This is a genomic window from Actinoplanes sp. NPDC023801, from assembly GCF_040639655.1.
GTDB lineage: Bacteria > Actinomycetota > Actinomycetes > Mycobacteriales > Micromonosporaceae > Actinoplanes.
Genome location: NZ_JBFAAI010000004.1, coordinates 39,369 through 64,031 on the forward strand (window position 1 = coordinate 39,369; position 24,663 = coordinate 64,031).

At 71.9% G+C, this 24,663-nt stretch carries 28 protein-coding genes; 15 read left to right on the forward strand and 13 right to left on the reverse strand.

The window, feature by feature from the left end; translation table 11 throughout:
- The 5 genes from AB0G04_RS09870 to AB0G04_RS09890 all read right to left on the reverse strand — a co-directional run bounded on the left by AB0G04_RS09870 (window position 1) and on the right by AB0G04_RS09890 (window position 3,324).
- Complete coding sequence (locus AB0G04_RS09870; RefSeq protein ID WP_360979504.1) at window positions 1–1,029, reverse strand: hypothetical protein; 1,029 nt, start codon at window positions 1,027–1,029, stop codon at window positions 1–3.
- The gene (locus AB0G04_RS09875; protein ID WP_360979507.1) at window positions 1,026–1,367 is read right to left on the reverse strand and encodes a PadR family transcriptional regulator; all 342 of its coding nucleotides are present in this window, start codon (window positions 1,365–1,367) and stop codon (window positions 1,026–1,028) included. Before AB0G04_RS09875 ends, AB0G04_RS09870 begins: the two co-directional genes overlap by 4 nt.
- Before the next feature lie 249 nt (window positions 1,368–1,616).
- On the reverse strand, window positions 1,617–2,609 hold the full coding sequence (locus tag AB0G04_RS09880) for a pyridoxal-phosphate dependent enzyme (protein ID WP_360979510.1): 993 nt from the start codon (window positions 2,607–2,609) through the stop codon (window positions 1,617–1,619).
- Complete coding sequence (locus AB0G04_RS09885; RefSeq protein WP_360979513.1) at window positions 2,606–3,136, reverse strand: alpha/beta hydrolase; 531 nt, start codon at window positions 3,134–3,136, stop codon at window positions 2,606–2,608. The genes AB0G04_RS09880 and AB0G04_RS09885 overlap by 4 nt, the downstream gene beginning before the upstream one ends.
- On the reverse strand, window positions 3,130–3,324 hold the full coding sequence (locus AB0G04_RS09890) for a hypothetical protein (protein ID WP_360979516.1): 195 nt from the start codon (window positions 3,322–3,324) through the stop codon (window positions 3,130–3,132). Before AB0G04_RS09890 ends, AB0G04_RS09885 begins: the two co-directional genes overlap by 7 nt.
- Window positions 3,325–3,424: 100 nt before the next feature.
- Between AB0G04_RS09890 and AB0G04_RS09895 the strand changes: the two genes are divergently transcribed.
- The 4 genes from AB0G04_RS09895 (at window position 3,425) to AB0G04_RS09910 (ending at window position 7,768) form a co-directional block, all read left to right on the forward strand.
- A complete protein-coding gene (locus AB0G04_RS09895; protein WP_360979519.1) occupies window positions 3,425–3,988 on the forward strand; it encodes a TetR/AcrR family transcriptional regulator in 564 nt (187 codons plus the stop codon).
- Between the two features lie 229 nt (window positions 3,989–4,217).
- Window positions 4,218–4,952 carry a PRC and DUF2382 domain-containing protein gene (locus tag AB0G04_RS09900; protein ID WP_360979522.1) on the forward strand — a complete coding sequence of 245 codons (735 nt, stop codon included), beginning with the start codon at window positions 4,218–4,220 and terminating at the stop codon, window positions 4,950–4,952.
- 299 nt (window positions 4,953–5,251) lie between these two features.
- Complete coding sequence (locus AB0G04_RS09905) at window positions 5,252–7,315, forward strand: prolyl oligopeptidase family serine peptidase (protein ID WP_360979525.1); 2,064 nt, start codon at window positions 5,252–5,254, stop codon at window positions 7,313–7,315.
- A 66-nt stretch (window positions 7,316–7,381) separates the two neighbouring features.
- Entirely contained in the window at window positions 7,382–7,768 is a 387-nt protein-coding gene (locus tag AB0G04_RS09910) for a PASTA domain-containing protein (RefSeq protein WP_360979528.1), read from the forward strand.
- 14 nt (window positions 7,769–7,782) lie between these two features.
- Here AB0G04_RS09910 and AB0G04_RS09915 read toward each other — a convergent pair whose 3' ends face one another.
- A complete protein-coding gene (locus AB0G04_RS09915; protein ID WP_360979531.1) occupies window positions 7,783–8,406 on the reverse strand; it encodes a transglycosylase domain-containing protein in 624 nt (207 codons plus the stop codon).
- A 103-nt stretch (window positions 8,407–8,509) separates the two neighbouring features.
- Between AB0G04_RS09915 and AB0G04_RS09920 the strand changes: the two genes are divergently transcribed.
- The 3 genes from AB0G04_RS09920 to AB0G04_RS09930 all read left to right on the forward strand — a co-directional run bounded on the left by AB0G04_RS09920 (window position 8,510) and on the right by AB0G04_RS09930 (window position 13,549).
- Window positions 8,510–9,202: a VOC family protein gene (locus AB0G04_RS09920; protein WP_360979534.1), complete on the forward strand. Its 693-nt coding sequence runs from the start codon at window positions 8,510–8,512 to the stop codon at window positions 9,200–9,202.
- A 65-nt stretch (window positions 9,203–9,267) separates the two neighbouring features.
- A complete protein-coding gene (locus tag AB0G04_RS09925; RefSeq protein WP_360979537.1) occupies window positions 9,268–11,466 on the forward strand; it encodes a hypothetical protein in 2,199 nt (732 codons plus the stop codon).
- A gap of 55 nt (window positions 11,467–11,521) precedes the next feature.
- Window positions 11,522–13,549 carry a WD40 repeat domain-containing protein gene (locus AB0G04_RS09930; RefSeq protein ID WP_360980750.1) on the forward strand — a complete coding sequence of 676 codons (2,028 nt, stop codon included), beginning with the start codon at window positions 11,522–11,524 and terminating at the stop codon, window positions 13,547–13,549.
- Here the strand turns inward: AB0G04_RS09930 and AB0G04_RS09935 are convergent.
- Both AB0G04_RS09935 and AB0G04_RS09940 read right to left on the reverse strand, forming a co-directional pair.
- Entirely contained in the window at window positions 13,503–13,955 is a 453-nt protein-coding gene (locus tag AB0G04_RS09935; protein ID WP_360979540.1) for a pyridoxamine 5'-phosphate oxidase family protein, read from the reverse strand. The genes AB0G04_RS09930 and AB0G04_RS09935 overlap by 47 nt on opposite strands.
- On the reverse strand, window positions 13,952–14,788 hold the full coding sequence (locus AB0G04_RS09940) for an NAD(P)H-binding protein (protein WP_360979543.1): 837 nt from the start codon (window positions 14,786–14,788) through the stop codon (window positions 13,952–13,954). Before AB0G04_RS09940 ends, AB0G04_RS09935 begins: the two co-directional genes overlap by 4 nt.
- A gap of 81 nt (window positions 14,789–14,869) precedes the next feature.
- Here AB0G04_RS09940 and AB0G04_RS09945 point away from each other — a divergent pair, with 81 nt between their 5' ends.
- On the forward strand, window positions 14,870–15,868 hold the full coding sequence (locus AB0G04_RS09945; RefSeq protein WP_360979547.1) for an AraC family transcriptional regulator: 999 nt from the start codon (window positions 14,870–14,872) through the stop codon (window positions 15,866–15,868).
- A 50-nt stretch (window positions 15,869–15,918) separates the two neighbouring features.
- On the opposite strand, the gene AB0G04_RS09950 is transcribed toward AB0G04_RS09945, so the two are convergent.
- A complete protein-coding gene (locus AB0G04_RS09950; protein WP_360979550.1) occupies window positions 15,919–16,851 on the reverse strand; it encodes a fructosamine kinase family protein in 933 nt (310 codons plus the stop codon).
- Window positions 16,852–16,891: 40 nt separating this feature from the next.
- A complete protein-coding gene (locus AB0G04_RS09955; RefSeq protein WP_360979553.1) occupies window positions 16,892–17,848 on the reverse strand; it encodes a hypothetical protein in 957 nt (318 codons plus the stop codon).
- 320 nt (window positions 17,849–18,168) lie between these two features.
- On the opposite strand from AB0G04_RS09955, the gene AB0G04_RS09960 reads away from it, so the two are divergent.
- The 5 genes from AB0G04_RS09960 to yidC all read left to right on the forward strand — a co-directional run bounded on the left by AB0G04_RS09960 (window position 18,169) and on the right by yidC (window position 21,543).
- Window positions 18,169–19,050: a methyltransferase domain-containing protein gene (locus AB0G04_RS09960; RefSeq protein WP_360979556.1), complete on the forward strand. Its 882-nt coding sequence runs from the start codon at window positions 18,169–18,171 to the stop codon at window positions 19,048–19,050.
- A gap of 4 nt (window positions 19,051–19,054) precedes the next feature.
- The gene (locus AB0G04_RS09965; protein WP_360979559.1) at window positions 19,055–19,858 is read left to right on the forward strand and encodes a S1 RNA-binding domain-containing protein; all 804 of its coding nucleotides are present in this window, start codon (window positions 19,055–19,057) and stop codon (window positions 19,856–19,858) included.
- Between the two features lie 132 nt (window positions 19,859–19,990).
- Window positions 19,991–20,308: a TM2 domain-containing protein gene (locus AB0G04_RS09970; protein WP_360979562.1), complete on the forward strand. Its 318-nt coding sequence runs from the start codon at window positions 19,991–19,993 to the stop codon at window positions 20,306–20,308.
- A gap of 20 nt (window positions 20,309–20,328) precedes the next feature.
- On the forward strand, window positions 20,329–20,607 hold the full coding sequence (locus tag AB0G04_RS09975; protein WP_360979565.1) for a DUF6412 domain-containing protein: 279 nt from the start codon (window positions 20,329–20,331) through the stop codon (window positions 20,605–20,607).
- A gap of 72 nt (window positions 20,608–20,679) precedes the next feature.
- Window positions 20,680–21,543 carry a membrane protein insertase YidC gene (yidC, locus tag AB0G04_RS09980; RefSeq protein ID WP_360979568.1) on the forward strand — a complete coding sequence of 288 codons (864 nt, stop codon included), beginning with the start codon at window positions 20,680–20,682 and terminating at the stop codon, window positions 21,541–21,543.
- On the opposite strand, the gene AB0G04_RS09985 is transcribed toward yidC, so the two are convergent.
- A complete protein-coding gene (locus AB0G04_RS09985; RefSeq protein ID WP_360980754.1) occupies window positions 21,535–22,683 on the reverse strand; it encodes a site-2 protease family protein in 1,149 nt (382 codons plus the stop codon). The two genes, yidC and AB0G04_RS09985, sit on opposite strands and share 9 nt — an antisense overlap.
- 64 nt (window positions 22,684–22,747) lie before the next feature.
- Between AB0G04_RS09985 and AB0G04_RS09990 the strand changes: the two genes are divergently transcribed.
- Complete coding sequence (locus AB0G04_RS09990; protein WP_360979571.1) at window positions 22,748–22,987, forward strand: hypothetical protein; 240 nt, start codon at window positions 22,748–22,750, stop codon at window positions 22,985–22,987.
- Window position 22,988: 1 nt separating this feature from the next.
- Window positions 22,989–23,555, forward strand: a complete 567-nt coding sequence (locus tag AB0G04_RS09995; protein ID WP_360979574.1) for a suppressor of fused domain protein — start codon at window positions 22,989–22,991, stop codon at window positions 23,553–23,555.
- Between the two features lie 143 nt (window positions 23,556–23,698).
- Here AB0G04_RS09995 and AB0G04_RS10000 read toward each other — a convergent pair whose 3' ends face one another.
- Window positions 23,699–24,079 (reverse strand): hypothetical protein, encoded by a 381-nt coding sequence (locus AB0G04_RS10000; RefSeq protein WP_360979577.1) that lies wholly within the window; start codon window positions 24,077–24,079, stop codon window positions 23,699–23,701.
- A gap of 66 nt (window positions 24,080–24,145) precedes the next feature.
- A complete protein-coding gene (locus AB0G04_RS10005; RefSeq protein WP_360979580.1) occupies window positions 24,146–24,583 on the reverse strand; it encodes a metallophosphoesterase in 438 nt (145 codons plus the stop codon).
- Window positions 24,584–24,663: the final 80 nt, after the last annotated feature.

Below are 24,663 nucleotides of genomic sequence, written 5' to 3' on the forward strand. Positions count from 1 at the left end.
TCAGGAACTCGCGGGAATCGGCTCCGGGCCACTCCGGCGAGCGGCCAGGAGCATCGTCGCGGCCAGGGCGAGCACGGCGACCGGCACGCTGATCATCACCAGGTACGCCGGGATCGGCTCGGCCAGGCTGTAGGTGATGTACTGGTTCGGATTGTCCGTGTCGTACACCAGGATTTCGTAGATCTCGCAGTAGGCGACGAACGCCGGGACCGCCGCGGCCGTGATCGCGACGACGGCGGCCACCGTTGCCCACAATCGTCGACCGCCGGTACGCATCCGATAGGCGACGGCGGCCGACAGCATCCACCCGCCCAGTGCACCGAGCACCAGGCCGGCGATCGTCATCGGCACGATCGCGCCCGTCACGTCCGTGGTCATGTTCAGCGCCAGCAGCGTCGTGACGTCTTCGAAGAACACGGTGTCGCTGCCACCGGTCATGCTCACGCCCTCCCTGGTCGCCCTGAACTCCAGGCCGAGACCCGGAACGACGGACTCCTCGGGAGTGCCGAAGTTGACGACGATCTGCCGGGTCACCTCGGTGAACGTGTCGATCTGCCATCCGTCCGCGGTGAGGGCGTCGCGAACCCGTTCAGCGTCGTAGGTGCCTGCACCCTCGACCCTCGTGTTGATGCCCGGACCGTTCATGGCGGTCTGCCAGGACTCCGTCTGCGGCCCGGACAGGTCCGTCATCGCGGAGGTGAGCGCCTTCGCCTCGGCGACGGACGGCACCGCCGGGGCGGTTCGCCAGGCCAGCCAGTTGCCGGCCACCCCACCGAACCCGCCGATCAGCACGGCGGCCAGCAACGCGGCAACCACGGGCAGGATCCGGAGGGGCAGCCGGAAACGCTGCCGGATGCCGCAGGCGACCAGGTGTACGGTCTGCCCGGCGGTCAACCGGCCGTCGCCGGCCTCGGCCATGTCGAGGAGCGTCGCCAGGATCTCGGCGCCATGCCGGCGACGATAACCACGGGGGTACGCCAGGAGCAGCCGGCGGTAGTGCCGCTCCGGCCCGGCGGCGGCCGCGGTCACTGAGCGGTCCCGAGACGGGGGAAACCCGGGACGATACGTCCGCGCAGTCGGGCCTCGGCCGAGTCGGCGTGCCGGCGCAGGCGCTCGACCTGGGTGGCCAGTGCGGTGGCGCCGCTGTCGGTGAGCCGGTAGTAGCGGCGGAGCCGCCCGTCGACAGCCTCCTCCCGGTCGGCCTCGATCAGGCCCTGCTCGGTCAGCCGGTCGAAGGCGCCGTACAGGGTCCCGGGCCGGAGCACGACGTCGCCCTGTGACAGCTCCTGGACGGCGCGGATCACCCCGTAGCCATGCAGTGGTTCCTCCGCCAGTGCGGTGAGGATCAAGAAGGTCGGTTCCTGCATGCCCGCAGACACTACGTTCACCGAGATATAACGTCAACCGATATATGTCCTCGTGGTTGATGCCAACTACGGCTGCCCGAAGGCCGCCGGCATGAAGAAGGCCGCACCTGTGCGGAGCGCGGTGTAAAAGGACAGAGAAGGAGCGGTTCGTCTGCAACGGAAACTCCCGCGGTGGTCACACCGCGAGCTGCCGGACAGGTCGGACCGGGACCTCGACCCGCCACAAAGAAGCGGTACTCGCCGACCGGCTCACCCGGCCGGATTCGCGGCGGTGCCCTCGGTGACGAGCAGCACCACGGTCGCTCCGGCGGGTGCGAGCAGATTCAGGGCCGCCAGCGGAGCCGCGCCACAGGGCCCGGCGTCCACACCGTGCGCGGCCAGAGCGCGGGCAGCCCCGGAGACCTCCGCGTCGGTCACCGTCAGACAAAGATCCAAACCACGATGGATGTACGGCCACGCCAGCGACGACACAGTGCCGCAGTTCAGCCCGGCCATGCGGGTGGGCCCGGTCGCGACCGTGACCGGCCGGCCGGCGGCGACACTTGCCGACACACACGCCGCCACGGACGGTTCGACACTGACGACCCGGGTCGCCGCCGGATCGGGGCGGCTGCGGTAGTGGGCGAGCGCGGCCTGCAGCAGCGAGCCCACGCCGGCCGGGACGAGCACCATGTCGGCCGGGACCGGTAACTGCTCGTCGATCTCGGCGAACAGGGTGGAGTAGCCGTCGACGATACGGGCGGGCGTCTCCTCGTACCCATCCCAGGCGGTGTCCTGAATCAGCAGCCCACGCCGCGCCCCGGCCGCCGCCTCGACCGCCGCGTCGTAGGGCCCCGGGACATGGATGACCGCCGCGCCCTCGTCGCGGATCGCCTGGATCGCGGCCGGATGCACCCCGTCCGGCACGTAGATCTCGGCCCGCTGCCCGAACCGCCGCGCGAAGTGCGCCACCGCCCGCCCGTGATTGCCGTCGGTCGCCGTGACGATGGTGACCGGCCCGCCGGTGACGTCGCGCAGCGCCCGATGGATGGCCCAGGACGCGCCGAGCGCCTTGAACGCGGGCAGCCCGAGCCGTGACGACTCGTCCTTGGCGAACAGCCTTCCGACGCCGGTACGGGCGGCGAGTTCCGGCAGTTCGACCAGCCGGGTGGGGGAGTAGCCGGGCAGCGACCGGTGGAAGTCGCGGATCTCGGCCGGTGCCGGCGGGCAGGTCCAGGACGGGTCGCGGTGCGGATTGATCATCGGGGACCTGCCCCGGGAAGCTCGGCGTTCATGATGATCTCCGCTACGGCTTCCGGCCGCGACAGGAACGGGTGGTGGCCCGCCTCGATCTCGATGACTCTGCCGGCCCGGCGGGCGAACTCGCGCTGTGCCGCGGCCGGGGTGCCGAGGTCCTCGGTGCACACCAGGTAGGTCGTCGGCACGTCGTGCCAGGCGGCCGCGCGCACCGGCTGCTGCGTCACGGCCAGCGTCTGCCTGATCAGCCGGGCTGCACCGTCGCGGACGATGTCCGGCGGGCAGTCCTGGACGAACGTCCCGGCGAACGACTCGGGGCGGGCACCGAACGTGCCGCCCTCAGGGTCGAAGTCGAGGAACGGTGGCGGTGTGCCGGCGCCGAACGTCGACAGCGACTCGCCGGGTTCGGCCAAGTAGCTCGACACGAACACCAGGTGCCGCACCGCCGGGACACCGGCGGCCGCCTCGGCCGCGACGATGCCCCCGTAGCTGTGCGCCACCACCACGGCCGGTTCGTCGGTGGCGGTCAGCACGGCACGGACGGCGGCACGTCCTCGTACAGCCCGGGGCCGTCCGGACCGGGTGTCGCGCCGGTCTCGCCGCAGCTCGGCAGCGCCGGGGCGACGCTGTCGACGCCCCGATCCCGCAGAGCGGCGGCGGTGGGATGCCACCACCAGTCGCCGTCACGAACGCAGGCTCCGTGCACGAAGACGACACGCATTCTTCCTCCTCGATCCGGTGGGCCCCGCCTTTCCGGTCCGGCGGACCGGCCCACCGGATCGACGGTAGACGTACCGGTCGTTACGTGAAAAGGTGCGGCGGTGGGGCGACGCAGGCAACCCGAGATCCGCGACCGGATCCTCGACGCGTGCGTCGATCACGCGCTGGCCCACGGCCTTCCGGGCCGCCTCGAGCCGCTGGCGGCAGCCGCCGGCACGTCGAACCGGATGCTGATCTACCACTTCGGTTCCCGTGACGCGCTGCTGCGCGAGATCCTCGGGCGGGCCCGCCATCGCCAGCGGGAGCTGTTCGGCGCGGTGCTGTCCCCGCGGTCCGGCGAGCCCTATCCGGAGACGCTGCGCAACGCCTGGCGGGTGATGACGGGGCCGGCCGGCCGCCCGTACCTGAGCCTGTTCGGCAAGCTGCGCAACGACGCCGAGCAGCGGCTGTGGCCCGGCTTCCGCCGCGAGGCCACCACCGACTGGCTGCAGCCGCTGGAGGACGGCATGGGCAGCGCCGGCCGTCCCGGACTCGGCACCCTGGTGCTTGCCGTCATCCGCGGGCTGATCATGGACATCGAGGCGACCGGGGACGTGGCGCGCGCGGATCAGGCCTTCGACCACTTCCTCGCCGCGGTGGTGGACACGGCGCGCACCGGCCGGTGACCCGGGGATCATGGGACCGCGCCGGTGGGTCCCGGCCAGGTCCGTGCCGCGGCGCGATCGAGGGCATTCACCCCGCGCGGAATGGTGAAAATAATTCGTTCCTTTCGCATTCCCGGCGCGAATGAATTCACGGCCGAGGGTGAATGAATACTCATTCCGCGTATCACCGCGCATGGCCGGAAATGCCCCGGGTACGTGTTTCCGCGTACCGATGGAAAGGAGACCCCTGATGATCACCATCGAGCAGATCCACGCCCTGACCGGCCGCGACGTGTACGACCGTGACGGCGACCGGATCGGCAGCGTCGGCCAGGTCTGGCACGACGGAAGCGGCCGCCCGAACTGGGCGGGCGTCAAGACCGGCCTGCTGGGAATGAACGAGACACTGGTACCGCTGGACGCCGCCGACTTCGACGGCGACCGGCTGGTGGTCCCGTTCGACAAGGCGACGGTCAAGAACGCCCCCGACGTCGACGCCTCCCACGACGAGCCGCTGACCCACGACGACGTGGAACGGCTCTACGAGTACTACGGCATGAACTGGGAGAACAGCGGCTACCGCAGCCATGGCGGCGACCGGGACGCGATGACCCGCTCCGAGGAACGCCTCGCGGCCGGCACCGAACGCGAAGAGGTGGGCCGGGCCCGTCTGCGCAAGTACGTGGTGACGGAACACGAACAGACCACCGTCCCGGTCCAGCGCGAGGAGGTACGCCTGGAGCGCGAGCCGATCACCGACGCCAACCGTGACGACGCCTGGTCCGGCCCGGAACTGACCGAGTCCGCGCACGAGGTGACCCTGCGCGCCGAACGGCCGGTGGTCGGCACCGAGACCGTCCCGGTCGAACGGGTCCGCCTCGACAAGGACACCGTCACCGAGGAGCAGACCGTCGGCGGTGAGGTGCGCAAGGAGCGCATCGAGGCCGACCTGCCGCACGAGCGTGGCCGCCGCACCCTCGACTGACAACTCTCCGCTCCGCCTCTCCCGGCCGTTTCTAGGCCGGGAGGGGCTTCAGGCGTGGCCCGGCCGGCGCCACCGGCCGCGGCCGGCGACGTGCCGGTCAGCGCCATGGCACCGAGGCCCACCCAGAAACCCCAGCCCACTCCGGCGTACAACCCTGATCCCGGATGTTCGACGAGCTCGTCGCGCCGCATCCATGAGGACATTCGACGACTCTGGACGTGTGCCGCGCGGCCCGATACGCGAGAGTGGGATCCATGTCGTCGACGTTTCCCGCCACGGTTTCACGTACCCACGGGTTCATGCTCGGTCTCGCGCACGGCTTCACGATCACCCCGGACGGTTCCCGGGTGCTGTTCCTGCGGTCGCCCGGCGGCGAGGACCCGGTCGGCAGCCTGTGGTCCTTCGACGTGGCCTCCGGCGAGGAGCGGCTGCTGGTCGACGCGGCGACACTCGGTGGCGGCGCGCCGATGTCGGAACGGGAACGGGCGAGACGTGAGCGGGCCCGCGACAGGTCCGCCGGGATCGGCGCGTTCAACACCGATGCGGGCGTACGCACAGCGGTGTTCACCGTCGACGAGAAGCTGTACGCGGCCGACCTGACCACCGGCGGGACCACCGAACTGGGCGCCGGACATCCGGTCGCCGCGGCCCGGATCGACCCGACCGGCCGCACGATCGCCTACGTCCGCGACACCGAGTTGCGTCTCATCGGCCGCGACGGCAAGGACGACCGCCCGCTGGCCGCACCGGACGGCCCCGAAGTCAGCTGGGGCTTGCCGGAGCACGAGGCGTCGGAGTCGATGGACCGGTTCGACGGGTACTGGTGGGCACCCGACGGCCGTACCGTGATCGCCGCCCGGGTGGACAACTCACCGGTGCCGGTGTGGTACATCAGCGATCCGGCCCACCCCGAACAGCCGCCGACCGCCCTGCGCTACCCGGCCGCCGGAACCCCGAACGCCGACGTCAGCCTGCACCTGCTCGGCCTCGACGGCACCCGGATCCCGGTCGACTGGGACCGCACGGCGTTCGAGTACGTCACCCGCGTCGTCTGGGACGACACCGCCCTGCTGGTCACCGTCCAGAACCGCCACCAGACCGTGATGCGGGTACTGGCCGTCGACCCGGCCACCGGACAGACCACCGTGGTATGTGAGGACGCCGGCGACACGTGGACGACGATCGTGTCCGGCGTGCCCGCCCACACCGCCTCCGGCGCACTGCTGTGGACCGCCGACGAGGGCGAGACCCGCCGGCTCACCGTCGGCGGGGTTCCGGTCACCCCACCGGGCCTGCAGGTCGAGGAGGTCCTGTCGGTCGACGGCGACACGGTGCTGTTCGCCGCCCGCGAGGACCCGGCCGAACGGCACCTGTGGACCTGGTCGCCCACCGCCCTCACCCGGATCACCACGACTCCCGGCCTGCACGACGGCACCCGCACCGGCGGCACCACCGTCGTCACCGCCCGCACCCTCGACAGCGAGACCGTCACGGTCGACGGCGTGCCCCTGCGCGGCCTGGCCGCGGTTCCCGAGGTCACGCCGGTCGTCCACCTGCACTGGTTCGGCGAACGCCGCCTGCGGACCGCGGTGCTGCTGCCCACCGGGTACCGGCCGGGGTCCGGTCCGCTGCCGGTGCTGCTCGACCCGTACGGCGGATCCGCCGCGCAGCGTGCCGTCGCCGCCCGTTCCCGGTTCTGGGCCTCCCAGTGGTTCGCCGACCAGGGCTTCGCCGTGATCGTGGCCGACGGCCGGGGCACCCCCGGCCGGGGGCCCGCCTGGGAACGTGCCCGGGGCGACGACCACCCGGCACCGCGCCTGCAGGACCAGGTCGACGCACTGCATGCCGCCGCCGGTCACTACGACCTGGACCTGACGAGGGTCGGCATCCGCGGCTGGTCGGCCGGCGGCTTCCTCGCCGCGCTGGCCGTCCTGCGCCGTCCCGACGTGTTCCACGCCGGTATCGCCGGAGCGCCCGTCACCGACCAGCTGCTCTACAGTTCGCACTGGCAGGAGCGGACCTTGGGCCTGCCGGCCGAGAACCCCGCGGCGTACGAACGGTCGTCGCTCATCGCGGACGCCCCGAACCTGCGCCGCCCGCTGCTGCTCGTCCACGGACTCGTCGACGACAACGTGCTGCCCGTCCACACCCTGAAACTGTCCGCCGCCCTGCTGGCCGCCGGGCGCCCGCACACGGTCCTGCCCCTGCCCGGCGCCTCCCACATGGGAGCGGTCGACAACCTGTGGGAGTTCGAGCTCGCCTTCCTCCGGCAGTCCCTCGGACTCGCCGGCCCGGCCGGGCGGACGGACCCCGGGTACGTCGGGGACACCGGGCGGCCGGGAGACACTGCGGTCCGGCCGTAAGTCATCGCCGAAAGGTGAAGTCACCGTAGGGGAGGCAATGTGAGTGGTCGACGATCCGGTCATGGAATGCCGCGGGGGACTGCCGCCGCGGTCCTGGCGGCGGTGATCCTGTCGGGCGCCGGGTGTGGTTCGCCCGACACCGCGCCGGAACGGGCACCCGAGGGTGACCCGGTGGTCGCGCCCGCCACGACGACGCCGGCCGCCGCCACTCCGGCGCCGGGGGCCGCGAAGATCGAGGTGCCGCGCGGGGTCGGCCTGGACTACCAGTCGGCGCAGGACCTGTGGCGTGCCGCGGGCCTGCACGTGGCGCCGGCGAAGGACGCGACCGGCGCCAACCGGATCCCGGTGATCGACGCGAACTGGGTCGTTGTCTCCCAGGAACCGAAGGCCGGTGCCACGGTGGACGCCGGTTCCTTCATCACCGCGACGGTGAAGAAGGACACCGACCCGTAAGCCCTTCGGCGGGGTCAGCCGGGGAAGGTGAGGCCACCACGGTCGGCCCGGCTCAGCCAGCCACGCTCCACCATGGTGTCCAGCACCTGCTCCCAGCCGGCCTCCGGCTCGGGGCGGCCGGGGTGCAGCTGTACCGCGAGAAGCGCCGCCTCGGCCACGGTGAGCAGCGCGGCCGGCTTCTGGAAGTACGTCTGCGCGGCGGCGACCAGACCCACGGCGCCGCGGCCGAAGCCGGCCCGGTTGAGGTAGCGCTCCAGGATCTCCTCCTTGGCGTAGGTGCCCTCGGCCTTGTTCGCCATGATCCGGGTACGCCAGTCGGACTCCGCGCCGGAGCCGGCCGCGATGATCGTGTACCGGCGGGTGATCAGCGAGTCCCCGGACTCGTAGAAGTCCGGGTCGACGGCAGCCACGAAGGCGTTGGCCACCGGAGCCGGCAGCTGCGTCAAAGACACGACCGGGTACGACACGCTGCTCTCCGGCAGGGGAACGCTGTCGAAGTAGTACGTCGACGTGACGATGCCGCCCGCCGCGACCAGCAGGGCGATCGAGGCGCCGACGACCAGCCGCCGGCCGCGGCGCGGTGCCGGCGAGGCGGAGACGGGATCCTGGGCGGGCGGTACCGGGGCGGCGAGAGTCATCGGGACACCATAGGTGCGCGTCAGTGCCGGACGACCACCCGGGTTCCGGGGCGGGCCGGGGAAATCGGATGCGGCCGGTGCCGGACGGGCCTAACCTGCGCGCGTGGCTTCCAGATTGTTCGCGCTCCGTGTCGATGCCGTACAGCCCGAGCGGCTGGCGGGGTTCTGGGCGGCGATACTGGGCTGGGAACGCGACGGGGTGCTGCTCAGCCCACCCGGTGGCGGCGGATTCCGGCTGCGGTTCGTGCCGGAGCAGGATCCGAAGACCGTGCCGAACCTGATGCACTTCGACCTGACCAGCGACACCCTCGCGGATCAGGAGCGGACCGTGGCCCGGGCGCTGGAGCTCGGTGGACGGCACATCGACATCGGCCAGGGCCCGGACGTCGAGCACGTGGTGCTCGCCGACCCGGAGGGCAACGAGTTCTGCGTCATCGAACCGGGCAACAGCTTCCTGGACGGATGCGGATTCATCGGGGCGGTGTCGAGCGACGGTTCGCCGAGGGTCGGCCACTTCTGGGCCGAGGCGCTGGGCTGGCCGCTGATCTGGGACCAGGACGAGGAGACCGCCATCCAGTCCTCGGACGGCGGTTCCAAGATCACCTGGGGTGGTCCGCCGTACCAGCCGAGATCACGCAAGCTGCGGTGGGCGTACGAGCTGATCCCGCCGCCCGGCGGTGACCGGGATGCCGAGGCTGATCGTCTGATCGCCCTCGGTGCCGCCCGCACTGGCACGCGGGACGGCGACCTCCTGATGTCCGACCCGGACGGCAACGAGTTCCGCCTGCTGGGCTGATCTTCGCGCATTCCGGGAACCCTGCGGTAGCCTTCGGACACCGATGGTGACATTGGAGTGGGCGGATGGCGGGTCCCGGGCACACACGGTACCGCCTGCTGACCGTGGTGACGGGAACCTTCGGTGCCGAGGACTCTGAACCCTCGGCCGACGGCTACGCCCCGCTTCCGTTCGCCGCACCGCTGAGCGAGCAACTGGCCCGGCAACTCTCCAGATTCGGATACGCCGATCGCACCATCGTCCGTGATGTTCCGGCCGGCGAGCTGTGCACCGCAGTGGACCGGTTCCTGGCCTCCTGCGGTCCCGGTGACGTCGCTGTCGTACACGTGCTCAGTCACGGTGTCGTCGACCCGTACACCCGCAAGCTGCGGGTCGTCGGAGCGGACGGGCGGCATCTGCCGCAGACCGAGGTGGAACGGTGGCAGACCGACGTCGAAGGCCGTGGCGAGGATCGCCCGAGCGTGCTGTTCCTGCTGGACATCTGCCATGCCGGATCGGCGGCGCGACTCGACTGGCAGGGCTGGGTGCCCGACGAGCAACGCCACGCCTGGGTGATCGCCGCGACGGACCAGGAGGCGTCCGCGTTCAACGGCCGCTTCACCCGGGCCGCCGCCCGCGTGCTGGCCCGGATCGCCGACCGGGAGGTGGACCTCGCCGCGGGCTGGGAACACGTCCCGGTATGTGTCATCGCCCAGGAGATCCGGCGCGAGGTGACACGGTCCGGCGCGGACGGACTGCCCCAGCGCGTGGTGGGCACCCGCGTCGACATCGCCTCCGAGGAATGGTTCCCGTTCCTGACCAATCCGCTGTACCGGCCGTCGGCTGCCGCTCTGCGGCGCATCCGTGCCGATGTCGACGAGTCAGCCCGGCCCTTTCTCGACGAGGTCGACGAAGTACTCGACTGGCGACATTTCGCGTCGCGGGCGTCCGGTGCCGGTGCCGACTTCCCGGCCCGTCCCGGTGCCTTCCGCGGCCGCAGCCGGGAACTCGGGCGGCTTGCGGCCTGGCTCGACGCCCCGGGCCCGGGCACCGGGATGATGCTGGTGACCGGAAGCCCGGGAGCAGGCAAATCCGCCCTGCTCGGCGTGACGGTCTGTGCGGCGCATCCGGTGCTGTCGCCGGTGTGCGAGCCGCTGTGGCGGGACCGCCGCGACGACCTGCCGGCAGTCAACGACGCCCTCGTGGCGGTGCACGCCCGGCAGCGCCGCGTCGAGGAGATCGCGGCCTCCGTCGCCCGGCAGGCCGGACTGCCCGGGTTGCACGACAGCGCCGGCGGTCTCGCCGGCGCCCTGCACGCGGCGGCGATCTCACCGGTCGTGGTGGTCGACGCGTTGGACGAGGCCGTCGACCCGGTTGCGGTGATGACCGAACTGCTGCTGCCACTGGCCGCGGTCTGCCGGATCGTCGTCGGTGCCAGGGGCTGGCCGGAGTTCGCGGCGCTGCGCGAGCGGGCCGCGGCCGGCGGGACGCTTCTCGACCTCGACCTGACACCGGTCACCGAGCTCCGCGACGCGGTGGCGGGATACATCACCGACCTGCTGCGTCCCAGATACCCGAACACCGCCCAGCGAGCCGTCCTGCACACCCTGGCCGCCACGACCGCCACGGCCCTCAGCACCCCGCGGCCGTCCGGCGACGGTCCCCGATGGGGCGAATTCCTGGTCGCCGGCCTGTTCGCACACCATCTCCTGCGCCTGGAACCGATCGCCGACGTGGAGACCGCCGCGGCGGCCGCTGCCACCGTTCCGACGGCACTGCCCGACGTCTTCGAGCTGGATCTGGCCCGCACCGCCACGGACCAGCCGTGGCTGCGGCCGGTGCTGACCGCACTGGCACACAGTCTCGGCTCCGGCATGCCCCGCAGTCTCGTGGCCGTCGTCGCACCGGCCTTCCGAGCACTGTCGGACAGCGTTACCGAACGCGAGGTCGCCGCCGCCCTGGAAACCCGCACGGTTCTACCTTCGGCAGGAAGTGGAGGAGGACGGCACGGTCCTGTACCGGCTCTTCCACCAGGGACTCGCCGACCATCTGCGCGGTCTGGCCGGGCCCGGCTCCGACGATCGGGTTCTCACCCGACTGCTGGCCCACGTCGGCCACCGGCCCGGCCGGCCCGGTCGCTGGGACCTGGCCGAACCGTACCTGCTGCGCCACGGCGCCGCGCATGCCGCGGCGGCCGGAGGGCTCGACCGGCTCCTCGCCGACGCCAGTTACCTGATCCACGCCGATCCGGCAGAACTGGCGGCGAACCTCCGGTACATCACTGACGACGGCCGCGCGCTCGCCACCGTCTACCGGGCCTCGTACCACCGGCACCGAGGCATGGATCCGGCATCCCGGCGCTCGATCCTGCTCGTCGACGCCTGCCGGTTGCGCGCCGCCGCCCTGGCTTCCGCGCTGGCCACCGTCCCGGATCTGCCACCGGCGGGCTGGCTTCCCCTCTGGGCGACCGCGGACCCCGTCCACCAGCTCCGCCACACTCTTGCCGGGCACGCCGGTGCGGTCACCGCCGCGGCCGTCGGCGAACTCGACGGTCAGCCGATCGCCGTCACCGGCGGCCACGACCGGACCGTGCGGGTCTGGGACCTGCGCTCCGGAGCCGGCCGGATCGTCCTCGCCGGTCACACCGGCACCGTGAGCGCGGTCGCCGCCGGACACCTCGACGGCCGGCCGATCGCGGTCTCGGCGGGCCATGACAGCACCGCCCGGCTGTGGGATCTCCGGTCGGCGACGAGCCGGCTCCTGGCGGGGCACACCGACGCGGTCACCGCGGTCGCGGTCGGGGACCTCGACGGCCGGACGATCGCCGTGACCGGCAGCCGGGATAGGACGATCCGCGTGTGGGATCTGCGCTCCGCGACCACGATCGCCGTTCTGTCCGGGCACACCGGCGCGGTCAGTGCCGTCGCCACGGGTCTGCCGGCTGGTCGCCCGATCATGGTCTCCGCCGGCTACGACACGACCGTCCGCGTCTGGGACCTGACCACCGGCAGTACTGTCCAGCTGCTCACCGGCCACAGCGACCCGGTCACGGCGGTCGCCGTCGGCGAGTCCGACGGCCGGCCGGTCGTCGTCACCGGCAGCGACGACAGCACGGCACGGGTATGGGACCTGGCCTCCGGCGACACTGTGCGCACGCTCACCGGGCACACCAGCTGGGTCAGGGCGGTGGCGTTCGGACACCTCGACCGGCGACTGGCGGTCATCACCGCGAGCGACGACGAGTCGGTACGGGTCTGGGACGCCGGCTCCGGCACGACCCGGCAGCCGCTGCCGGGACACACCAACTCGGTCGCGGCCGTCGCCGTCGGAGACCTCGACGGTCAGCCGATCGCCGTCACCGGCAGCGACGACACCACCGCACGGGTCTGGGACCTGACCCCACGACCGGCACAACGAATTCTGAGCGGCCACACCATCTGGGTACGCGCGGTCGCGTCGGGCCTGTCGGACGGGCGCCCGATCGCCGTCACCGGCGGCGACGACCGGACCGTCCGAGTCTGGGATCTGCTGACCGGAGCCGCCGGCCACGAGCTCGCCGGACACACCGCCACCGTGACCGCGGTCGCGTCCGGGCTGCTCGGCGGCCGGCCGGTCGCCGTCTCCGGCGCGCAGGACCGGACGGTACGGGTCTGGGACCTCACGACCGGAAGGCCGCTGAACGTCCTCGACGGGCACACCGATCAGGTGACCGCGGTCGCCGTCGGGCTGCTTGACGGCCGGGCCGTGGTCGTCACCGGCAGCCAGGACCGGACCGTCCGGGTCTGGGACCTGGCCACCGGCGATCTCCACCGCACCCTCACCGGCCACACCGGCACGGTCCGCGCGGTGGCGGTCACGTCCATCGCCGGGCGGACCGTGGTGGTGAGCGGAGCCCACGATGCGACGGCGCGGGTGTGGGACCTCGCCTCCGGTGCCACCCGGCACGTACTCACCGGGCACACCAACTGGGTGAGTGCGGTGACGATCGGCTCCCTCGAGGGGCGGCCGACCGTGGTCACCGGCGGCTACGACTCGACGGCACGGGTGTGGGATCTGACCGACGGAACCGCACTGCGGACGCTCGCCGGGCACACCAACACGGTGAACGCCGTCGCGATCGGCGTGGTGCAGGGCCAGTCGATCGTGGCGACCGGCAGCAACGACACGACCGTACGGCTGTGGCTGACCGCGACCGGAGCCACCACCCAGGTGGTGACCGTGCCGAACTCGGTGTACGCCCTGGCCCTGGACCACGGCTCCCGGCTGCTGTTCGCCTTCGGCCACCACGTCGGCGTGCTCGACCTGGCCGGAACGGGGCACTTCACGGGTAGCGGTGAACACTCTCCGGATGGATCACCACACGGGTGAGGTCGGCGGCCAGCATCCCGGCGAGGTCGTCGGCGCGGGACCGGTCGGTCAGATCCCAGTAGCGTGCGGCCAGCCGGGAGCAGAGATCGTGGGCGCCGCCGGACTCCAGGGTCACGCGGCCGGCGATCGAGATCCAGCGTTCGCGTTCCCCGACCGGGGCGGCGACGACGATCGACGCCCGTGGGTCGCGGCGCAGTCGCCGGACCTTGAGCGCTTCCGGCTCGGTGAAGAACTGCACCGTGCCGCCGGCGGTGGCCTCGAACCAGACCGGGCGTGGCTGCGGCGGCTGCGCGCCCGCGGCCACCGACAGGAACCCGTGCAGCGGGCGGGCCAGGAACTCCAGGTCATCGGTGGTGAGCAGGCCGTTCGCGGTGGTCATCGTGGTCCTCTCCGGCATCGGTGTCATCGCCGCCAGGCTCCGGCTGCCGCGGCCCGTACGACGTAGTCCTCGAATTGGCGGGGTGCGCGGCCCAGCACGGCGGCCACGTCGTCCGTGGTCGCGGCGAGTACCCCGCGCCCCATGATCGTGAACATCTCGGTCAGGTGGTGGGCGGCTTCCGCGGGCCAGCCCTGCTCGACAAGCGTCGCCACGTACTCGGCCGGCGAGAGCTGCTTGTAGGTGACCGGCCGTCCGGCCGCGCGGGCGATCAGGTCGGTGGCCTCGGCGAAAGTGAGCGCCCGAGGTCCGGTCAGCTCGTACACACGACCGGCATGCTGTCCGGGATCGATCAGCACGGCGGCTGCCGCGTCGGCGACGTCCTGCACGTCGATGAACGGCTCCGGGACGGCACCGGCCGGAAGCGCCAGCTCACCGGCGAGCAGCGGCGCATGGAACAGGTCCTCGTCGAAGTTCTGGGCGAAGTTCGACGAACGCAGCACGGTCCAGTCGAGCTCCGAACCACGGACCGCGTCCTCGGCCGAGCGCATGTCCAGGCCGAACGTCGAGTCGCCCCAGGTGTCGGCGCCGCGCCCGGACAGCAGGACCAGCCGCCGCACCCCGGCGGCCGCGGCCCGCGCCACGAACTCGTGCACCGGGCCGGGTACCGCCGGCGGCACCACGTAGACGGCGGTGATGCCCTCGAGCACCCGGTCCCACGCGGCCGGCTCGGCCCAGTCGAACCGGCTCGGGCTGGTGCGCGACGCCTCGCGTACCAGCGCATTCCGGATCCTCAAACGGGCGGCGACGCGCCGGCCGGTCTTGCCGGTGGCGCCGAGAACGAGAAAGTGGTCGTTGGTCATGAGTTCATTCAACGGGCGTCGCTCGGACGATGCCATGGGTGAAAAACCGCAATGCCTTCGTCATCGTCTATCGTGGTTCGGATGGATGCGTTCGGTGACCTGCTACGCGGGATGCGGGCCCAGGGCTCGCTGTTCGGCAGCTCGACCCTGTCGCCGCCCTGGGCGCTGCGATTCGTCGATGGCGCGCCGCTGACCCTGTGCGCGGTTCTCGGCGGCTCCGGCTGGATCGTCGCCGAAGGCCGCCCGCCCGAACCGGTCAGCGCGGGCGCGACGGTCATCGTCCGCGGGCCGGAACCGTTCACGTTCGTCGACGACCCGGGAACCACCGCCGAGGCCCTCGACTGCGGCCGGCACTGCGTGACCCCCGACCAGGGCGGAACCAGGCACCGGATCGGCTGGAACGACAACAGCTGCGGCGAGTCCGGCGACGGTGCCACGACATTGATCGTCGGCGCCTACCCGGTGAGCGGGGAGATCAGCCGCCGCCTGCTGGAGACCCTGCCGGTGCTGCTGCGCGTCGCCTCCGGCGGCGGCGCCGACGCGGTGCTCGACCATCTCGCCGCCGAGGTGGCCGCCGACACCCCCGGCCAGCAGGTGGTTCTCGACCGGTTGCTCGACTGGCTGCTGGTCTGCGCGCTCCGCGAGTACTTCGACCGGCCCGGCGGCGACCCGCCCGCCTGGTACGCCGCCCAGCGTGACCCGGTCGTCGGTGACGCGCTGCGCCTGCTGCACGCCGAACCGGCAGCACCCTGGACGATCACCACGCTCGCCGGACGGGCCGGGGTGTCCCGCTCCACCCTGGCCAAACGGTTCGCCGAACTGGTCGGCGAACCGCCGCTGACGTACCTCACCCACTGGCGGATGACACTCGCGGCCGACCTGCTCGCCGAACGGGACACCGCCACGGTCGCCGAGGTCGCCAGGGCGGTCGGGTACACCGACGCCTTCGCCTTCAGCACCGCCTTCAAACGGGTCAAGGGCATGAGCCCGACCCAGTTCCGTCGTACGCCGCTCAGCCCGGAGTCAGTGCAGGCGAGAGACGCGGCTCACGCCGGCGTGCGGACTGGTATCTCGCGATAGGCGCACGGCTCAGGCCGGCGTGCGGCGCGGTGTTTCGCAATGGGCGCTGCTCAGGCCGGCGTGCGGAAAGGGGCCAGCGTGGCACGAATGTGGTCCGCCGCGCCCCAGTCGTCGTCGAACTGGGCCAGCACGGCGAGGTGCTGCCGCAACTGGATGATCGGCATCCGGGCCTGCCAGCCGTCGTCCAGGCCGGTCAGCTCGGCATAGGCGGCGAAGAACCGCTGCGCCTCGGGCGGCGGCGCGGTGGACCACACATGTGCCAGGTCGACCTCCGCCCACATGTAGGACACCGCCGGATCGATCACCGCGGGTGTTCCCTCCGGCGTGGACATGATGTTCTGCGCCCACAGGTCGCCGTGCGTGAGGCAGGCGGGCCGCTCCGGCAACAGTTCGGGCAGCCGGTGGCACAGCCGCTCCAGAGCCGCCCGGTCACCGGCGTCGAGTGCCGCCTCGACGCGGGGCTCGGTGAGCCACCGGAGCAGCCGGTACTCGGCGAAGAACGCGAAACCGTCATCGTGCCAGGTGTTGACCTGTCGGCGGCGGCCCAGCCAGTTGTCGCGGTGCCAGCCGAACCGCGGACCGATCGTGCTCAGATGCAGGCGGGCCAGCTCGTGCGCGAACTGCTCCCAGAAGGTCTCGCTGCGGGGCCTCGGCCGCAGAACCGACAGCACGAGCAATTCCCGGTCGGCGGTGATGACCTCGGGGGTCGCCATGCCGCCGGGCTCGCGCAGGACGGCCAGCCCTTCGGCCTCCGCGGCGAAGATGTCATCGTCGGGTGCGTCGGCGAACGCCTTGACGAACACCGGCGCGGCGTCCCGGCGCGCCGCGATGCCGGCGAGTGCCGCGAGCCCACCGGCCGCCGGCTCCACCGCGACCACGTCACGCATCCCGGCCCGGTGCAGGCACTCCAGCAGAAACGCCGCCGACCGTGTCACCAACAGCCCCCAGTCCGCCAGCCGTACCCCACGCATGCTATCCGGCACGCATCCGGTGCCTGAGGTACGGCCGGCGGTCCGGATCGGCTCACGGTGCGGCGAGCGGGATGTCGACAAGCACCTCGGCCAGGCCCGCCGCCGGCCAGGTGACCAGCAACGTCAGGACGTCGGTGTCGGGGCGGGTGACGGCGAACTCGCCCTCGGACCGGAACGACCGGTCGCCGCCGCCCGCTGTGCCGGTGAACGACGGTATCCACGCCGCGTCCTGGCCGGTCACCAAAGCGATCGAGGCGCCGGGACGCTCCACGTCCGCGCCGGGCGGGAACGCGGCGGCGGCGGCCGTCTCGCCCTGTTCGCCCTCGGCGATGCTGCAGACGCCCAGGTAGAGGACCGGGCCGGCGGCGGTGAGCGAGGTGAGCACCACCGCCGCCTCCCCGCCGCGGCTCAGGACCTGCGGCGCCGCTACGATCCGTCCGGCCTCCACCGCCGGGCTCTCGGCCGGATAGGTGCCGTCCCGGTGGTTCAGGGCAACCCTCGGATGCCGTACGCGTAGCGGCGCCTCCCAGATCGAGACGGTGTCGCGTTCGACGGTGGCCCGGTCCGGCAGCGGCAGTTCGAGGACCGTCTCGGGGAAGCCGATCTCCGGCCACGCCAGCACCACCGACGCCCGCTCGAACATCGGCGGGAACCTGAGCAGCGTACGGAAGCTCGGCCCGTCGACCCCTTCGAAGTGGTCGCCGCTGCTCGACGACCACGACCCGTACTCCCAGTGGGCCCGCCCGTCCGCGTCGAGCCAGCCGACGCGCAGCTCGAGGCCCTCGTCGTACTCGGGCAGCAACCGTCGTGGCGCCGGTGGTGGCGCGGCGACGCCGGCGCGGATGTCGGCCTGCCGCTGGGAGGCGCTGCGCCGGTCGAGGGGGCGGCGGGCGAGCAGTTCCAGTTCCAGGCCGGTGGGCCGGGACATCGCGCGGACGATCCCGACGGTCAGTTCGGGCCGTTCGACGACCAGGCCACCGTGATGCGCCACCACACCCAAGGTCTCCACGGTTCCATCATGCTGGGTCGGCGGCGAACCGTGGGATCGGCCAGGACGTCGGCCCGGAACCCGGTGTGCGTGTCGTCGAACGGGTACTCGCGGGCGTCGAGGAGTTCGGCCTTCGAGGACGAACACGGTGGTGATCCGCAGGTCGGCGTCCCGGGGAAGGTCCACGGCGGTGCTCGCCGGGGCTAATGCCGTCGAGTTCCCAGAACACCGCGTCCGCGTCGCCATCGGTCAGCTAGTCCACAGTCACCGGATCTTTCCACCCGTGACGGCAAAGGCAACATTCGTTGACGGAGGCGGGAAGGGCAACATATGTTGCCTCCATGGTTGACGGACTGGACGATCTGCGGCGGCTCACCGAGGAGATCATCGACCGGGAGGCGCACCGCACCCGCCTGGTCCACCAGCTGCGCCGCGAACATGCCGCCAGCTGGGAGGAGATCGGCCGGGCGTGCGGGATGACCCGGCAGGGCGCCACCCGGCGCTGGTCGAAGACGGTCCATGCGGCGTCGTTCGGCAGCGCCGCCGACGCCTATCGCCGTGGCCGGCCGCCGTACCCGGCCTCCGCGGTGGAATGGGCGGTGCCTCGTCGGGCCCGGCGCGTCCTCGACCTCGGCGCGGGCACCGGCAAGTTCACCCGGCTCCTGCTGGACGCGGGGCTCGACGTCGTCGCGGTCGAGCCTTCGGCCTCGATGCGCGATCAACTCGCGGCCGTCGCCGGTCAGGCCGCCATCTTCGAGGGTACGGCCGAACGGGTGCCGCTTCCCGCCGCGTCGGTCGACGCCGTCGTGTGCGCCCAGGCGTGGCACTGGGTGGACCCGGCGCGGGCGGTGCCGGAGATGGCACGGGTGCTGCGCCCCGGCGGCACGCTGAGCCTGATCTGGAACATCCGCGACCACACCGAGCCATGGGTGGCCCGTCTCGACGAGGTGATGCACCGGCACACCCGCCAGGAGATCGACACCGAACCCGAGGTGGGCACCCCGTTCGGCGCCCCGGAACGCACCGAGATCCGCTGGCGGCACACGCTGAGCAGGCAGGACCTGCTCGACATGGTGGCCTCGCGCAGTTACGTGATCGTGCTGTCCGACGCCGAGCGGGAGGAGTTGCTCGGCGACGTCGCCGACCTGCTGGACCAGCACGGCCTGACCGGCGAGATCACCCTGCCGTACGTCACCCGCTGCACCCGCGTCCGGCTGGCGTGAGATCGTGCCCGACGATCAGTTCCTCGCCTATCTGACGACGGTCGGCGTCGGCGACGTCGTCTCCGGAACCGTCGCGGACGCCCGCCGGTCCGGGGTGTCGGTGTCGCTTGACGGCTGCCCCGGTGAACCGGCCGGGTCGATCGGCGCGCTTGACCTCTCCTGGCAGTTCGACCGGCCCTCCTCGGAGCCGGTTCTCCGGCGCGGCGACCGGGTCCGCGCCGAGGTGGTCGCCGTCGATGCGGAGCGGCGGCGGATCTGGCTCTCCCGGGCGGCCACCGAGCACCCGCAGCTGTGGGCCTTCCTCAAGGCTCTGCGTCCCGGGCAGCGACTGTCCGGCACCGTCGCGGCCATCGAGAACTTCGGTGTGTTCGTGGACCTCGACGACGGGCCGGCGCACCCCACCTTCCCGGGCGTCGGCTTCATCACCATCCCCGAGCTGGCCTGGCACCGATTCGACGACGCGGCCGGCATCGTCTCGGTCGGGGAGCACATCACCTGCACGGTCCTCAGTTTCGACACCAGCAACGGCGAGGCACGCCTCTCGCTGCGGGCCACCCGGCCGGATCCGTTCCTGGCTTTCGCCCGCGACGTACGGGTGGGTCAGGTCCTGCCGGGACGGGTCACCAAGCTGGTGCCCTTCGGGGTGTTCGTGCAGGTCCGCGACGGTATCGAGGGTCTGATCCACCTCCGCGACCTCGCCGGGACGCCGTACTCGGCGGTCCACGCCGGAGATCGGATCACCGTCATCGTCACCGAGATCGCTCTGCCGGGCCGCCGTCTCGTACTGGCCCCCCAGGGGTGCGGTTGACCGCACCAGCAGTGGGCCGGCGTGGCGCTATGGCTCCCGAACTGGACCTGCCCGAGGACAGAAGCGACCACCGCCGGGTCCTGGCCGTCCTGCGCTACCTCCACGCCTGACACCGCGGCTATGGTTGCCGCCGTGAACACCGCTGAGCCCACCGCGATGCCGGAATGGGAACGCTATCGCGTCCAGCGGGCCGAGCACGAGTTCGCGTCGGTCCGCAAGGAGCCGCGCGTGGCGTACCTGCTGTGGTGCCTGACGGGTCTGATCGGGGGTCACCGGTTCTATCTCGGCGACACCGGGCGCTCGATCGCGATGCTGTTCACCCTCGGTGGCCTCGGCGTCTGGGCGCTGCTTGACGTCTTCCTGATCGGCCGGCGCGTGGCCGCCGTCAACCGGACCCGCCGGGAGAGCATCATGGCGCGGTACGGCATTCTCGACGCCACGGCCTTGTGACGAGCTGTTAGGTTGAGCCGGTGAAGTGGTGGGACGCGCTCTGGCGACTGGTGGGCCTGCTGGCCGACGCCAGCTCGTCCGATTTCGCCAGCGGCACGGGTGCCCTGGTCGGTGTCGTCCTGCTCGCCGTGCTGGCCCGGGTCCTGGTGCTCCGCCCCACGATTCCGGCCGACGCCCGAGCCACCGCGGGAGCGCTGCGCAGCCGCGCGGAACGCACCGGAGTTCCGCGCCACCGTGACCCGGACGCGTCCGGGCGCACCCGGCCACGAGGACCTACGGCGGCCCCCGCGGCCGCCTGACCTCGCGCTGCCCGTGTCGGGCGGCCGCTGGTGACTGTCCATCTGTCGCTAGCCGCCCCTGGGGGATCCTCCATGTCCTTTATCTACCATTTGATCTCTACCATTCTGCTGTTCTGGCACTCCGCCTGGGACCGCCTCCTCGACGCCCCGCACGCCCTCGCCACCGACTGGGCCTGGGTCCTCGGCATCGTCTTCCTGGTACTCACCATCCGCGTCGTGCTGTTCCCGCTCTTCCTGCGCCAGGTCCGCTCCCAGCAGGCCATCCAGCGCCTGCAACCGCGGTTCAAGGAGCTGCAGGCCGAACACCAGGGCGATCGGGTCACGCTGCAGAAAGAACTCGCGGAGCTCTACCGGCGTGAGAAGGCCAGCCCGTTCGGCGCGTTGCTGCCCATGCTCGTCCAGATCCCGATCTTCATCGGACTGCTGCACGTACTGCGCCACCTCAACCCGGCCATCACCGACCCCGGCACCCGCACCCTGTACGGCTGGTCCGAAGCCCAGTTCGCCGACGCGTCCCGGGCCGAACTGTTCGGCGCGCCCATCGCCGCCGGCTTCAACTCCGGCATCGGCACCGTGCACGTCGTGGCCGGCGTCCTGATCGTCGCCATGATCGTCACCACGTTCCTGACCAGCCGGATGTCGATCCTCAAGACGGGCTGGTCGGAGAACCCGCAGCAGCGCACCGTGCAGCGGGTCATGCTTTACGGCATCCCGCTGTCGCTGCTCGTCTCGGGGTTCATCTTCCCGGTCGGCGTCATCGTCTACTGGACCACCCAGAACCTGTTCGCCCTAGGCCAGCAGATCTGGCTCAACCGCCGATACCCGGCCACCCCACCCGTCGAGCCGGCGGCCCCGGCGGTACCGGCCGTCCGGGCCGCCACCACGGCACCGCAGGTCGGCGCCAAACCGAACCGCGGCAGACGCGCCTCACGATAGGCGGATCGGGTTCACCACGTCGGCGGTGACGGTCAGCAGCATGACCGCACCGCCGATCAGGACCAGCACCATCGTCACCGGATACAACCGGGTGAAATCGATCGGTCCCGCCGCCGGCAGGCCACGCAGCCGGCGCACCAGGTCCCGGATCCGCTCGAACCAGACGACCATGATGTGACCGCCGTCCAGCGGCAGCAGCGGCAACAGGTTGAACACCGCCATGAACAGGTTCAGGCTCGCCAGCAGGAGCAGGAACACCTCCCACAGCCCGCGCTCCACGGCCTCACCACCGAGCCGGCTCGCCCCCACCATGCTGATCGGCGTGTCCGCGTCCCGTTCGGCTCCGCCGATCGCGGCGATCACCGCCGGGATCCGCTGCGGAAAAGCCACCAGCTGGGCGAACGTACGGCCGAACAGGTCGCCGGTGAACGCCGTCGTCGCGCCCACCGCATCCGCCGGGCCGTAGGTCAGATAGGCCGGCGGTGCCTGCGGCGTCGCCCCGATCATGCCGACCTCTGTGCCGTCGCGCCGCACCCGCGCCACGTCTACGGTCAGCGTCAGCGTCTCACCGCCCCGCAGCACGGTCAGCACGGTCGGCCCCCCGGACGCCTGCACCGCCGTGACCACATCCGGCCACAGCGGTGTCGGAGTGCCGGCGACCGCCGTGATCCGGTCACCGGGCCGGACACCCGCCGCCGCGGCCGGGCACACCGACGTGGGGCAGGTGGTGGCCGCGACGACCGGCTCCGCGACCGGATTCAGGTTGGGCAGACCGGAACTGATCGCCATGAAGTACAGGATCGTCATCGCCAGCAGCACATGGGTGACCGCGCCGGACGCCATCACCACGGTCCGTTTCCAGGCCGGGAACCGCCACATCGCCCGCGGCCGTTCGTCAGGCGACAGCTCGTCGAGCGTCGTCATGCCCGCGATCTCGCAGAACCCGCCGATCGGCAGCGCCTTCAGCCCGTACTCGGTGCCGCCCCGGCGGAACGAGAACACGGTCGGCCCGCGGCCCACGAAATAGCGCCGCACCCGCATCCCGAAAGCGCGCGCCGTCAGCAGATGACCCGCCTCGTGCAGCGCGAGCGAGAGACACAGGCCGATGACGAACAGGGTGACCCCGGTGACGTATGCCAGCACGCGGCGATCGTACGCCCGGAATGGCCGCGTAGGATCGCCCCTCCGGAGGGAAGAGGTGATCATGGGGGCTTCGGGCTGGAACCGCGGGGTTCCCTACCAGGCGGACATCACCGCCGCCCTACGGCAGGCACGGGAAGAGGCGCACCGGTCCGGAACCCGGCAGCCCACCGCCGCCGCCGCCGTCGAGGAAGCCCTCGATCGAAGGCTTGACGGTTTCGAGCGCTCGCACGGGGCATACGTCGTCGCCTACGACGGTGACCGGCCCGCGTGGATCTACACCTTCGGCTGGAGCGGACACTGACATGCCTGCACCCACGATTCTCCGCGATGTGTTCCTCACCTACCGCGACCGCCACGGCGAGGAGGACGACGGCCTGCTCTTCGAGAACCCCAGCGGGCCCGTGCCACGCCTGGACGTGTTCGTCTACCGCTCGATCGAGATGACCACCTTCGCCACCATCGGCATGGCCCTGCACGAGATGCCGTCCGCCCCCGGCCCGGGCGGCGGTGGCCGCGCGGAGCTGCGCCTGGTCCGCCGCGGACAGCTCAGCCGCACCGACGAGCACGCCGTCGCCGTGCAACTGGCCAACCTGGCCGTGCACCCGTTCCTCACCGGCGACCAGCTCAACTGGGGCCACATGATCGGCCTCAACGATGAGTTCCCGACGTTCCGCGGGTGCCGCTCGGTGTTCCTCGCCGGGCCGCTGAGCCCGGCGGCCCTCGACTACGTCCGTACGAGCGCCGGAGCCGTCCGCATCCTCAACGTCGTCCCGATCACCGACGCCGAACGGGCCCACGGCCGCACCCTGCCTCCGCTCGCCTTCGCCGAGTCCCTGCTCTCCCGCCGGGATCCCTACTCCGCCCCGTAGCCGGGCAGCCGGGGACGTTGGAGCAACTCGTCCGCTCGGCGGAAAGGGCGCCCGAGTTCTTCGGCGGCGGAGCCTCGGCCGAGGGTTCCCCGCCCGACCGTGTCGATCCGCCCTCCCCAACGTCCACATTGCCCCACCGGACCCTACTGAGCGGCCGACACGTCGGCGCCGGACAGGGCGTCGACCAGATAGACCTGGCTGCCGGCCTGGGCGTCGCGGGCATGGACGGTGTGGAACATCGGTGAGAACGGCCCGCCGAGGTCGACGATGGTCGCGCCCGCGCCCCGGACCGCCCGTTCCAGGTGCGGGGGAGCGGTCAGGTCGATCCGGGTGACCACGCCCGGTGTGACCCACACCGGGATCCCGGCGAGCGTTCCGGACAGCTGGAGGTGGAAGTGGCCGCACAGCACGGCACGCACATCGCTGCCGGCCAGAGCCACGGCCAGCTGCTCGGCGTTGCGCAGGTTCACCAGCGGCATCAGCTCCGACGAGGGCAGCGCGACCGGCGGGTGATGCAGCACCACGATCGAACCGGCGGGCGACGGCTGGGCCAGCAGGTCGCGCAGCCACGCCAGCTGGGCGTCGCTGACCTAACCATGAACCTTGCCGGGGACCAGGCTGTCGAGCGTGATGATCCGCAGCCCGGAAACGTGGCTGACGGCGGCCCGCTCCGGCCCGGCCGCTTCGCCGGTGTCCCGGCCGTCCGGGCCGCGGTGGCCGGTGCCGAACACCGCCGCGAACGTGTCGCGGGCGTCGTGGTTGCCGGTGCAGTAGATGTGCGGGACGCCGCGTTCCCGGGCGAACGCCCCGACGCGATCGAGGACGCCCGCGCAACCGCCGGCCGAGCCGTCGTCGGCGATGTCACCGCTGACGACGACCGCGTCGATGCCGGGAACGAACCGCACGTCGTACAGGATCCGGTCGAGGGCCGCCGCCGCGTCGACGCCGTCCTCGTCGGTGCCCGCCGCGGTGAGATGCGGATCGGACAGATGCAGGATGCGGTGGGTCCCGACCGGCGGTTCGGCCACCGGTAGACGGACCCGGACGTCCGCACCGGCCGCGGATGAGGACCGCCCGGTCCGCCTTTGCCACGCCGGCGGACCGCAAC